General features: G+C 34.9%; 10 protein-coding genes. 6 read left to right on the top strand and 4 right to left on the bottom strand.

What is annotated here, in order from left to right:
• The first annotated feature begins 26 nt into the window (after nucleotides 1-26).
• The 3 genes from citF (at nucleotide 27) to ACKPCA_RS09630 (ending at nucleotide 4,319) form a co-directional block, all read left to right on the top strand.
• Complete coding sequence (gene citF / locus ACKPCA_RS09640) at nucleotides 27-1,586, top strand: citrate lyase subunit alpha (RefSeq protein WP_321278858.1); 1,560 nt, start codon at nucleotides 27-29, stop codon at nucleotides 1,584-1,586.
• 88 nt (nucleotides 1,587-1,674) lie between these two features.
• Nucleotides 1,675-3,066, top strand: coding sequence for a triphosphoribosyl-dephospho-CoA synthase (locus ACKPCA_RS09635; protein WP_321278857.1), 1,392 nt, complete (start codon nucleotides 1,675-1,677; stop codon nucleotides 3,064-3,066).
• A 179-nt stretch (nucleotides 3,067-3,245) separates the two neighbouring features.
• Nucleotides 3,246-4,319: a [citrate (pro-3S)-lyase] ligase gene (locus tag ACKPCA_RS09630; RefSeq protein WP_054720544.1), complete on the top strand. Its 1,074-nt coding sequence runs from the start codon at nucleotides 3,246-3,248 to the stop codon at nucleotides 4,317-4,319.
• A gap of 153 nt (nucleotides 4,320-4,472) precedes the next feature.
• On the opposite strand, the gene ACKPCA_RS09625 is transcribed toward ACKPCA_RS09630, so the two are convergent.
• From ACKPCA_RS09625 to ACKPCA_RS09610, 4 genes are all read right to left on the bottom strand, one after another.
• Nucleotides 4,473-4,784 (bottom strand): PQ-loop repeat-containing protein, encoded by a 312-nt coding sequence (locus tag ACKPCA_RS09625; protein WP_054720547.1) that lies wholly within the window; start codon nucleotides 4,782-4,784, stop codon nucleotides 4,473-4,475.
• 97 nt (nucleotides 4,785-4,881) lie between these two features.
• Nucleotides 4,882-6,444, bottom strand: coding sequence for a response regulator (locus ACKPCA_RS09620; protein WP_321278855.1), 1,563 nt, complete (start codon nucleotides 6,442-6,444; stop codon nucleotides 4,882-4,884).
• A gap of 9 nt (nucleotides 6,445-6,453) precedes the next feature.
• Complete coding sequence (locus ACKPCA_RS09615) at nucleotides 6,454-6,801, bottom strand: STAS domain-containing protein (protein ID WP_321278853.1); 348 nt, start codon at nucleotides 6,799-6,801, stop codon at nucleotides 6,454-6,456.
• Between the two features lie 15 nt (nucleotides 6,802-6,816).
• A complete protein-coding gene (locus tag ACKPCA_RS09610) occupies nucleotides 6,817-7,296 on the bottom strand; it encodes an Hpt domain-containing protein (protein WP_321278851.1) in 480 nt (159 codons plus the stop codon).
• 265 nt (nucleotides 7,297-7,561) lie between these two features.
• Here ACKPCA_RS09610 and ACKPCA_RS09605 point away from each other — a divergent pair, with 265 nt between their 5' ends.
• From ACKPCA_RS09605 to serC, 3 genes are all read left to right on the top strand, one after another.
• Entirely contained in the window at nucleotides 7,562-9,316 is a 1,755-nt protein-coding gene (locus ACKPCA_RS09605) for a tetratricopeptide repeat protein (protein ID WP_321278850.1), read from the top strand.
• A gap of 146 nt (nucleotides 9,317-9,462) precedes the next feature.
• Entirely contained in the window at nucleotides 9,463-10,566 is a 1,104-nt protein-coding gene (gene gcvT / locus ACKPCA_RS09600; RefSeq protein WP_321278849.1) for a glycine cleavage system aminomethyltransferase GcvT, read from the top strand.
• 428 nt (nucleotides 10,567-10,994) lie between these two features.
• Nucleotides 10,995-12,071: a 3-phosphoserine/phosphohydroxythreonine transaminase gene (serC, locus tag ACKPCA_RS09595; protein WP_321278848.1), complete on the top strand. Its 1,077-nt coding sequence runs from the start codon at nucleotides 10,995-10,997 to the stop codon at nucleotides 12,069-12,071.
• Nucleotides 12,072-12,127: the final 56 nt, after the last annotated feature.

Raw genomic sequence — 12,127 nt, 5'->3', positions numbered from 1 at the left:
AAAATTGATACTAATAAAGAAACAAAATGAAGAACGCATTAGGAATTGAAATTCCTGAATATATAGAAGGTCTTGGTGAGTTGAAACCTTTCCAGGGCGTATGGGAAAGCATTATTGGTGATGAGATTCCATCAACTAATATTGTTCGAACATTAAAGGCAAAGAAAGCTCATACTTCAAAATTGTGTGGCAATTTAAAAGAGGCAATTAAAAAATGTAAGCCTTTCGATGGAATGACTGTTACATTTCATCACCACCTGCGTGGGGGAGATGGAGTTTTGATGCAAACCATCGAAATTTTAGATGAAATGGGAATCAAAGATATTACTTTGGCTTCTTCTTCATTAACATCTGCGCATGATGGATTGGTTCCATATGTTGAGAATGGTATGATTACCAGAATTTTCTCTTCAGGTATTCGTGGTCGTTTGGGTGAAATTATCTCGATGGGTAAATTAAAGTATCCTGCAATTATTCACTCTCATGGTGGTCGTGTTAGAGACATTTTGACTGGACGCATTAAACCAGATTTATCTGTTTTGGCTGCTTCAGCCGCTGATGAGGAAGGTAATGCAACTGGAGCTCATGGACCATCTGCTTTTGGTTCTATGGGATATGCTGATATTGATGCGCGTTACTCAAAAAATGTAATTATTGTAACAGATAATCTTGTAGATTATCCATGTGTTCCTGGTTCAATTCGTCAACACTTTGTTGACTACGTTGTAAAGGTTGACAGCATTGGAGATGCTACCAAGATTGCATCTGGTACTACTCGTATCACAAAATCCCCAATGGATTTACGTATTGCTCGTATTGCAGCAACGGTTATCGAGCATTCGGGCTTGTTCAAAGATGGTATGTCGTTCCAGGTAGGAGCTGGAGGTGCTTCTTTAGCTGTAGCTAAATTCCTTCGCGAGGATATGAAACGCAAAGACATTAAAGGTAGCTTCATGATTGGTGGTGTTACGTCTTACGGTGTTGACATGCTAAACGAAGGATTGTTTCAGGCAATTTTTGATGTACAGTCTTTTGATGCAGCAGTAAGTACTTCTGTATTGAATAATCCACAGCATATCGAAATTACATGTGATCAATATGCGAACCCTAACAACTGTGGTGCAATGACTAACAAATTGGATGTAGTTGTGCTAGGTGCTTTGGAAGTGGATGTTGACTTTAATGTAAATGTAATTACTGGTTCATCAGGTGAGATTCGTGGTGCTTCTGGAGGTCACTCTGATACTGCTTCAGGTGCAAATTTAAGTGTGATTGTTTGTCCTTCTTTCCGTGGTCGTTTGCCAATCGTGAAAGATCGTGTTCACACAATTGTTACTCCAGGTGAAAGTGTTGATGTAATTGTTACAGAACGTGGAGTATGTGTAAATCCTTCTAAACCAAATCTTGCAGCAGCATTGAAGAAAGCAGGTGTAAAAGTTGTCGACATTAATGATTTGAAGAAAGAAGTAGATGCAATGACTGGTGTTCCAGCAGAAAAACAATTGGGTGATAAAATTGTTGCCTTGGTTGAATATCGTGATGGAACCATTATTGATGTGATTCGCAATGTTGAAAATCTATCTTAACAGATAGTTGATATAAAGAAAAATACACCCTAATTGTAATTTTACTTTTAGGGTGTAATTTTATAAGTCTTTAAATAGATTTGCAGGAATGAGTGATGTGTTAGGGAAAATATTAAAGGCAAGAGATCAAAGATCTGATTTGCGAAAAGAAATTTCTGAGTTTAGACAAGCATCTTTAAGCTTGAACCTGAATATTCCAGGATTTCCAAAGTCTGATGATAAAATTCATTCTTGTTTTCGGCAGATGTTGGTTGAATTAAAGCGCCATTTGTTATCACATAGAATCTTGATTGATTCACTAAAAGAACATTGTGCTGTTGATGCGGCTGGTGATTTCTACTTGGTTCCTCTTCTTGAGAATACCTATTCAATCAATGAAATAAAGCAAATCACTGAAAAGTTTGAAGAAACACATTCTTTGGGTCGTCTACTGGATGTGGACATAACCAATCCTGAGGGAGGTCCTGTCTCTTCAGGAAAGGCAAAATTGTGTTACTTCTGTAACGAAAAGCCCGCTTTGGTGTGTATGCGGGAACAGAATCATTCTTACCCTGACATTCGTCAAAAGATTGATGAAGATATCGATCAGTATCTAAACCAAATAAGAAAGGATGAGGTTTGCAAAAGTCTAGCATCAAATGCTTTGAAATCTTTATTGCACGAGGTTGCATTGTCACCCAAACCAGGTTTGGTCGATCGGAATTCGAATGGTTCGCATGATGACATGGACTTTTCTACCTTTATTGATTCCGCATCGGTATTATCGGTTTACTTTAAGGAGATTGCTGAATATGGTTTTTCCTATACAAATAAGGATTTAAAAGAAGCTCTTCCTGAATTGCGCCGAATTGGTTTGCTGATGGAGGAAGATATGTTTCGCGAAACAAATGGGATAAATACGCACAAAGGAGCAATCTTTTTGTTGGGATTTTCTTTGTTTGTGAGTGCTTATCTAATAGCAAAAGGAAGTTTTTCCTATCAAGCTTTTGTTGATTTGATCAAAGATTTAAACGGCAATTTGGTAGAGCGAGAATTGGGCAGAAAATTGTACGATGGAAACCTCACGCATGGTGAAGTTTGTTTCGAGAAATATGGAAATAAAGGACAAGGCATTCGTGGTGAAATACAGGCTGGTTTACCAAGTGTATTTCAGCATGCAATTCCGGTTTTGGAATACCATTTGCAAAATAAGCAGCGCACCGATGATAAAATTCTACACAAATCTTTAACTCATGCCTTGTTGGCTCTGATTGCCAACAACGACGACAGTAATATTCTGTATCGAAAAGGAGTTGAGGTTCTGGATGGATTAAAGCAGAAGGCCAACGAAGCCTTTTTGAATTTCGAGAATGATAAACTTGAAGTTTTATACAATGATTTGATTCATTACTGTGAAAAGAATCACATATCTCCGGGAGGTTCGGCTGATTTATTAGCGGTTTCTTATTTTATTTTTACTACAAATAAACAACATGCATAATTTTGATTTATAACAAAACATCAAGATAAAACAAATAACATATATCATGATTTTGGATTCTTCCTATATCTCTGAAACATATCGAAAAGGCATTGATATTTGACAAAATCCAATAATATTGACTGTTGATTTAAAAACTATCACACACCTAACAAAACAAAACTAAACTAACGGAAAAAATGGGAGTTGAAAATACTGATTACAGAGAAGAGTCTTTGGATCTGAGGAACCCCTTCGATATAAAACTGGTTTCTGAATTTTTAGAGCCTTTGGGATTTGATTTCAATCAGAATGACGTTGATTATACCATGATTCTGTATAATCTAAACGATGAGGTTATTGGAACAGGATCGTATAAGGGGAGAGTTTTAAAGTATGTTGCTGTAGCACCAAAATTTAGAGAAGGAGCTGCTTTTGCACAAATTGTAACTCATCTTATCGATATTGTAATTCAAGAACACAAACATATTTTTGTATACACAAAACCTAGAAACCTTGAGGTTTTTAAAGGGCTTGGTTTTACTGAGATTGCAACTGCAGAACCATTGTTTTCTGTTTTGGAATTTGGTTACGAAAACATCAAAACTTATCAGGATTATTTGCGTTCCGTAAAAAAGGATGTGAGCGTTGGGAATATTGCAGCTGTTGTTGTGAACTGTAATCCATTTACCAATGGGCACAAGTATTTAATCGAGAAAGCATGCAAAGAGAATAGGTTGGTTTATCTTTTTGTTGTTGAGGAAGATAGGTCTTCGTTTACTTTCGATATTAGATGGAGGTTAATAAAAGAAGAATTGGGACATATCGATAATCTTGTAATGGTAAAAGGTGGGAATTATGTGGTTTCAGGTACAATTTTCCCTTGTTACTTCCTAAAGCAAGAAAAGGAATGTGATATTGCAGCAAAGCAAGCTGAGTTAGACGTAATCACTTTCTTGCGCTATATCGTTCCGATTTTGAATATCAACAAACGTTATGTAGGAACCGAGATGTATTCTCCAGTAACTGCTGCTTATAACGAAGCAATGATTAAGTATCTTCCATCCAATGGGGTTGATCTATTGGAAATACCAAGAATTACTTGTGGAGGAGAAGATAATTATATCTCAGCATCGAAGGTGAGACAGGCAATACGAGAAGATAGATTGGAGGATGCTTTGGAATTCCTTCCTGATTCTACAAAGAACTTTCTGCTTTCTGATGAGTCATTAGAAATAAGAACAAAAATTAAAAATACAGTTTCAAGGCATTAAGAACGCTATCTTTGAGAGGTGAAAAATATGGAAGAGTTGTAATGATTGAGTTTTAGAATTCAATTAATTACAGCTCTTTTTTTAAGAAAAGCTGGAAAAGTATAACCGTACTGTAATAGCCACCAAAATAGATTTTCACACTAGTTTGGGCAATTATTTTCTAATTTTTTGAAAGAGTGATGCCAAGCCTGTAGGTTTACTGTTGTATGTATATTTGGCATATATCAGATAAAATAACAACACTAGGTTGAATAAATAGTTAAAATAAAGAGGAATGTGGTAGTTTTTACTAGCAATATCATCAACTAAAATATAGGTAAGAGTAAACACCTCACCCCAAAACCAGAGCCATAAAAATATCTCACTTAGATCATCCGTTTTCCTGGTTTTAAAAGTGTGTATTACTTGTGGCAAAGCACATATGGCAAATAATAAGCTTCCAATCCAACCAATTGCTTCGTTCATTTTTATACCATTTTAGATGTTAATTTACTTATCGGTATTATCCCTATTTATATTAGGGCAAATGTGCTAAAAAAAACTTGAATTTAATACAGGAAAACTAATTTCTTTGGACTAATAGAAGAGTGCGGTCATCGTCAAATTTTGAGACATTGTAAGCTTTGGTAAGTTCCTCTTCTATGCTTTGAGGTTGTAGGTCGCTATCCAGTTTAAACTTATTTAATGAATGGAACAAAGCATCATCACCAATCATTTCATTGTTTTTGTCGTTAATTGCTTCGGTATAGCCATCCGTGTAGAATAAAACCTTATCTCCTTTGTTAAAATCATGGACCAGGCTCTGGTATTTAGTTGTTTTAATAACGCCTAGCAAAGTTCCAACAATGTTTAATTGCGATATGGTATCTTCTGATTTATTGTAGTAATATGGCCTTAAGGCACCTGCAGATGCAACACTGATTTTGTTTTGTTTGGTACAGATTGAAATCACACTTAAGGTGGTAAATACCTCTGTGAGCTGCATGTCTTTAAATATGTACTGATTAATGATATCCAAAAATTTTCCTGGCGATTCTACAAAATCAAATTCCTGACGATTCAGGAAAAAGTTGATTGTACTTCTGATATATGCAATATATGCAGGTACGAAGAACCAAGCATCCCATTTTTTTCCCATTACATCGCCCAGTACTAAAATCTTACGATATTCGTCCACATTGATGATCTCATAATAATCACCCCCGGGCAATTTGTCATATGGCTCATGTAATATGCGGATTTGAAAATCATTTAATTGATCTGAAAATTCATTTTCAAACCTGATTGGTGATCTTTTTGCTGCAGTGTTTAACGCATTAAGGTATTTGTTCTTAAGCTCATGTTCTCTTTGAATATTCGAGTTGATTTGATGAACTATTAACTTAGGGTCCAGATTTTTATACAAAAAGGTACTGATATTTAACTTTAAAAACTGGTCCATCTTTTCAGAATTTTCTGGATCAGTAATAAGCAAACTTAAAGGTACGTGAGCCGATGTGATTTCAATAATTTTTTCAAGAATAGACATTGCCCATGTGGCTGCATCGTCAATAATAATACCCCAATTATTGGCTCCTTGTAGAGCCATGAAAAAATCGGAATCGGTATATACAACCTTAATGTTGGTTTTTACAAGTTTGTGAGGAATTGGAAATGGTCTGGTTCTGTTGGCGCAATATATTATTGTGCCTTTTTCGTAGCTAATGTCCGACTTTTCTTTTCCTGCAATAATTTCCTTTCTGAGGAATGCCTTTTTTAGGTGGGAATTGATTTTTGAAATAAATACCTTTTGCTTGATAGGTTTTGTTATAAAATCATCAGCACCATCATTTAAATTTTTAATCCAGGTTTCTTCTTCGTTGTTGCCGGATAGAAATATAAAAGGAGTGTGTTTATATTCGGGAGTGTTCCTAAAATGACGTACCAATTCATTACCATCCATAAGAGGCATGTAAAGGTCTGAAATTATTAGATCAAAATGTTCGGTTTTAGCTTTGTCAATGGCCTCAATGCCATTCTTAGCCAATGTTGTTTTGTAGCTTAAGCCTTTTAATGTAAACTCTATAAACTTAAGCACAACAACATCGTCATCTACAACGAGTATATGCGGTGAGGCCTTCGCCATATTGGCTTATTATTCTGCCGAGAAGCTATTTACACAAGCGGTAGGATCCTGTAAAATTTCAAAAATAGAATCCAATTGCATTAATTCAATCAATTCCATTACATCTTTATTGATATTACAAAGCTTGATTTTGCTTTGATGTTCCTTAGATGTTTTTAGTGCAGAAATAAGTGCTCCAAAACCAGAACTATCAATAAAATTAATGTCTTCAAAATCAACAACAAGCCTTGATTGTGGTTGAGTTAAAACCTCGTTCATCTTATCTTTAGCAATATTTGCATTTAAAGCATACAAACGATTGGTTTCGCAAAGTTTCATTATTGTAACGGAATCAATGTTTTTGGTTTCAATATTCATGGCTAAAAGAATGGTTTAAAGTTTTTTAAGGTTTGATTTAAGTTCGTCAACGGCTAGTGGACATTTTGAAAGAAAACATTCAACCAAATCGGGAATATGCCTCATTTCAACATCATTAGTCGTTTCGTGCATCACGTTATTCCAATTCTTTTCATCTTCAGGACTTAACTCAATACCATTTTCTTTTTTTATCTGTAACTCAAATTTAAGATTTCCTTTTGAAAAATGCTCTAATTGTTCCAAACAATCTCCAATACTATCCATTCCCATGGTTCGAACCGATGATTTTGCTTTGTGAGCAACAGCTCCTAGTCCTTCCCAGTTTTGTATTTCAAAATAATTAGAAACTTCTTCTGTAAATTCTGGAATCTGCTCGATAAATATTTCGATCATTTCTTCGATAATGCTAATGTCGTTTCCAGACATTTCCTTTAAATAGGATAAATCGGTGAGTTGTTCTCCTTGAGTCATTCTGCAGAATAAAATAATAATCACAAATTAGCAGGAGTGTTTTAAAAGCCCTGTAAATCTGTATGGTTTTCACTTCATATAATATTGCAATGATACTAATTTATTTTCAAATTACCTATCTGTTTTAGGTTTCAGTAGTGGCATAAAATTCTGTAGTTTAATGTGTGTTTTGCTAGACTTTTCTCTTTTAAGGAAACATTTTATTTTATTATCAGTATTAGTGTAAAGGAAATTTAAATCGGAACCTGTTATCTATAAAAAACGAATCGTTAACAAACTACTTTTCTATATGAATTGGAAATTTATTATCCTATCTGTTTTTTTATTTACTTTTTATAGCTCTGTTCATGCTCAATATTTCTTAGATGTTAAAAAATCGGAATATCTTGAAGGGGATAAGGAGAGAAAATCTGTCTACAAGAAAATTCTGCAGGCAATTGAACTTGGTCATAAAGGTGAAGGTATGGTTAATCAAGCTATTCCATTGCTGAAAGAGGCGTATCAATTAAATCCTAAAAACGCTGAATTGAATTATAATTTAGGTGTTTGTTATTTGATTTCAGGACCAAGAAATGAGGCTTTGCCATATTTAAAATCTGCACAAAAATTAAATGCCGATATAAGCGAGGATATTCACTTTTTACTGGGGATGGCACATCAGTATCGTAATGATTTTGATGACGCGATTGTACAGTTTAAAATCAATATTGAATTGATTCGACAGAATAATTATAAAGACAAAAAAGAGTTAATAGAATTAAGCGAAAAGCGAATTGGAGAGTGTAAAAATGGGAAACGGCTTTTGAATAGTAAGCCTGATGCGGAAATAGAGTTGATGAAAGATGTGAATTCCGTATATGATGAGTTCAATCCTGTATGGGCTGAGAAGGAATTCTATTTTAGTTCAAGAAGAGGAGGTGAGAAGGACTCTAGATCATTGGAAGACCACAATTTTTATGAGAAAATTTTCGGTAAAGATGCTTCTGGGGATATAAATGGTATTTCAGTGAATAAGTCGGGTAAATCCAATTTTGCTTTAATGTCTTTTAGTGATTATACTCCGATTATTTACTTTGGTGGAGAAGGAAATGGTGATGTATATTTTGCCAAATCATTAAAAGATAAATGGGGGAAAGGCAAAGCTTTAAAGTTTATTAATGAGAGTAACTCTAGAGAAAGTTCGGTTTGTTTATGCAGTAATGGCAATGAAATTTATTTTGTAAGTGATAGAAAAGGTGGATTTGGTAGCTGTGATATTTATTATTGTTTAAAAGATGAGAGTGGGAAATGGTCAAATCCAGTAAATATTGGAGGCGATATTAATACAGAGTTCGATGAAGGTGATGTTTTTGTTACTAAGGATGGGAGAGGCTTGTATTTCAGTTTAAAAGGTCATAATTCTATTGGAGGTTATGACATTTTCAAGTGTGAGAGAAAAGAATCTGGAGAATGGGGACTACCTCGAAACTTAGGATATCCTATAAACAGTACCGATAATGATATTACCTATTTTGAAGATGAAACTGGACGATTCTATTTTGCTTCGGAAAGATCAGGTGGAGTAGGAGGTTTTGATATCTATAGGGAAAAGGAAATCATAGAAAAAATTGAAGAGCCAGATATTCTTGTAAAGCAAGCAAGAATTCAAAAAGTTCCCAATGAGTTAGAGAACGAAAAAATGCTTGTTCCTGTAGTGGCTAAAACTGTAGTTGTTCCAGATATTCCTACAAAGCAACAATCTGGGGTTATTGAGGAGATAAAAATGAAAGAGGAACTGGTGCAAGAAGATTTTGTTTATAGAGTTCAAATTGCTGCCTGTAAAAGAGAAATGGGCCCAACAGATTTATTTGAGAGATATAAAGGTGGAGATGTTATAGAACACCTATATGTTGAAGGTTGGCACAAATATACAATTGGTGGTTTTCCAACTTTCAAAGAAGCTGCTAAATATCGCGATACTTGTGGGGTTCAGGATGCTTTTGTTGTGATTTTTAAAGGAGGTTATCGATTGGGAATTGCAAAGAAAACTGGAGGAGTAAAGTAATTTAAGGATTGGGTCTTTATCTGAGAAAATTTTCTACATTTGCACTAACAATAACGCAAACATAATTCACTAAGTTTTTTCTTAGGCAAATATTTAAGGGATTGATTTTTGTCAATTGCTTGATATTGTCTTAAATACAAAATACAATGAAAAGAACAGCTTTCACTAGTTTTCATGAAGAACTAGGTGCAAGAATGGCACCATTTGCAGGCTATAACATGCCAATTGAATACACTGGAGTTAAAGATGAGCACATTTGTGTTCGCGAGAAACTTGGTGTTTTTGATGTATCTCACATGGGAGAGTTTTGGGTAAAAGGACCAAAAGCTTTCAGTTTTGTTCAAAAGCTTACAACAAATGATGTTGCTGCTTTATCTGATGGAAAAGTACAGTATAGCTGTTTTCCAAATGGAGAAGGTGGTATCGTAGATGATTTGTTGGTATACAGAATTGATGAAGAAACTTATCTATTGGTAGTTAATGCTGCAAATATCGAGAAAGATTGGAACTGGTGTTGTAAGAATGCAGAAGAAATGGGCTTAGAAGTTGGCAAGGAATTGTACAATGCTTCAGATGAAATTTGTCAGCTAGCGATTCAAGGACCATTGGCTCTTAAAGCAATGCAGAAAATTGTAGATGTTCCTGTTGAAGACATGGAATATTACACTTTCAAGAAAGCTACTGTAGCAGGAATTGAAAATGCTATTTTCTCTACAACTGGTTATACAGGTTCTGGAGGATGTGAAATCTACGTAGCAAACGAAGATGGCGAGAAACTTTGGAACGCTGTAATGGAAGCTGGAAAAGAATTCGGTATTCAGCCAATTGGTTTAGCTGCTCGCGATACTTTAAGACTTGAAGTTGGTTTCTGTTTATATGGAAATGATATTGATGACAATCACACTCCAATTGAAGCAGGTTTAGGTTGGATTACCAAATTTGTTGATGGAAACGATTTTATTGATCGTGAATTCTTCGAAAAACAAAAAGAAGAAAAACCTAAGCGTAGATTAAAAGGTTTTGAAATGATTGACAGAGGTATTCCTCGTCATGGATATAAGATTGAAGATGCTGAAGGAAACGAAATTGGAGAAGTTACCTCTGGTACAATGGCTCCAATGGTTAACAAAGCAATTGGTATGGGATATGTAAAAGAAGGATTTTACAAGGCAGATACTGAAATCTTCATCCGTGTTCGTAAAAAAGCACTAAAAGCAAAAATTGTTAAAATCCCTTTCTATAAAGGATAATTTTCAATTTCGAGATACTATGAGGCAGATACTTTTAAAAGTATCTGCCTTTTTTGTGAAAATAGAAAGGGAGTTATAACATAAATTCTTACATTTGTGTGTCTCTTTTGAGCATGTGCAGAGGTAAAAATGACAGTTTATGAACTTTCTATGGATGATAAATCTCATGTTGTCCTTTCAGAAAGCATCCAGAATTCGAAATATTACCATCAACTTGACAAAAAAGAGAATAAAATCAAAATATTTCTTGTGGGTTAAATTGCTGTTTTTTAGACTGTAAATATTAATCTATATGAAGGGGGTGGAAATGATTATTTTTTTGTTGAAAAACATAGAAATTAAGAACTAAAATCATTTCTAAATAAATTTTTATTTGCAAATTTGCCTCAGGATATGGAATAATACAAAAATTTAAAACGTTTGAAAAAATGAAAGTACACAACTTTTCTGCAGGCCCTTCAATCCTTCCAGATTTTACAGTAGAAAAAACTGCTGAAGCTATCAAAAATTTTGCTGGTACAGGTCTTTCTGTTATGGAAGTATCTCACCGTAGCAAAGAATTTGTTGCTGTTATGGACGAGGCTGTTGCTTTGTTTAAAGAATTGTTGAACATCCCAGAGGGATATTCAGTTTTATTTGTAGGTGGTGGTGCATCAACTCAGTTTTGCATGATTCCTTACAACTTGTTAGGCAAAAAAGCTGCTTACCTTAACACAGGTGCATGGGCTAACAAAGCTCAAAAAGAAGCTAAATTGTTTGGTGAAGTAGTTGAAGTTGCTTCTTCTAAAGATGCAGTTTACAACTTCATCCCAAAAAATTACGAAATTCCTGCTGATGCAGATTATTTCCACATTACTACTAACAATACCATTTACGGTACTGAGATTAAAGAGGACATGGATGTAAACGTTCCTTTGGTAGCTGATATGTCATCAGATATCTTTTCTCGTCCGGTTGATGTATCTAAATATGCATTGATTTATGGTGGTGCTCAAAAGAATCTTGCTCCAGCAGGTGTTACTTTTGTAATTGTTAAAGATGAGATCTTAGGAAAAGTAGATCGTGAGATCCCTACTATGCTTGACTACAGAACTCACATCAAAGGTGAGTCAATGTTCAACACTCCTCCAGTAGTTCCAGTATTTGCTGCTCTTCAAACTTTGAAGTGGATCAAGGAAATGGGTGGCGTAGCTGCAATGCAGAAAATGAACGAAGAAAAAGCTGCTGTTCTTTACAACGAGATCGATCGTAACCCAATGTTCAAAGGTACTGTTGTTAACGAAGAAGATCGTTCATTAATGAACATTTGTTTTGTAATGGCTGATGAGTACAAAGAATTGGAGAAAGAATTCTTCACATTCGCTACTGAAAGAGGTATGTCTGGTATTAAAGGACACCGTTCGGTAGGTGGATTCCGTGCTTCTACTTACAATGCATTGCCAAAAGCAAGTGTACAAGCTTTGGTTGATTGCATGAAAGAATTCGAAGCAATTCACGTAAAATAATTTGAAAAAATTGATGAGCAGGGGAGGAAACTCATCCTGCTTTTCGTCATTCAGAT

This window comes from Marinifilum fragile, assembly GCF_963677365.1.
Taxonomy (GTDB): domain Bacteria; phylum Bacteroidota; class Bacteroidia; order Bacteroidales; family Marinifilaceae; genus Marinifilum; species Marinifilum fragile.
This window is presented reverse-complemented; position numbering and strand designations above follow the sequence as displayed.

Bases quoted from the DNA above. Each gene is read 5' to 3' on its own strand.
- ACKPCA_RS09605 (WP_321278850.1), top strand. From the start codon at position 7,562: ATGAATTGGAAATTTATTATCCTATCTGTTTTTTTATTTACTTTTTAT.
- gcvT (WP_321278849.1), top strand. From the start codon at position 9,463: ATGAAAAGAACAGCTTTCACTAGTTTTCATGAAGAACTAGGTGCAAGA.
- ACKPCA_RS09635 (WP_321278857.1), top strand. From the start codon at position 1,675: ATGAGTGATGTGTTAGGGAAAATATTAAAGGCAAGAGATCAAAGATCT.
- ACKPCA_RS09615 (WP_321278853.1), bottom strand. From the start codon at position 6,801: ATGAATATTGAAACCAAAAACATTGATTCCGTTACAATAATGAAACTT.
- ACKPCA_RS09620 (WP_321278855.1), bottom strand. From the start codon at position 6,444: ATGGCGAAGGCCTCACCGCATATACTCGTTGTAGATGACGATGTTGTT.
- ACKPCA_RS09625 (WP_054720547.1), bottom strand. From the start codon at position 4,784: ATGAACGAAGCAATTGGTTGGATTGGAAGCTTATTATTTGCCATATGT.
- serC (WP_321278848.1), top strand. From the start codon at position 10,995: ATGAAAGTACACAACTTTTCTGCAGGCCCTTCAATCCTTCCAGATTTT.
- ACKPCA_RS09630 (WP_054720544.1), top strand. From the start codon at position 3,246: ATGGGAGTTGAAAATACTGATTACAGAGAAGAGTCTTTGGATCTGAGG.
- citF (WP_321278858.1), top strand. From the start codon at position 27: ATGAAGAACGCATTAGGAATTGAAATTCCTGAATATATAGAAGGTCTT.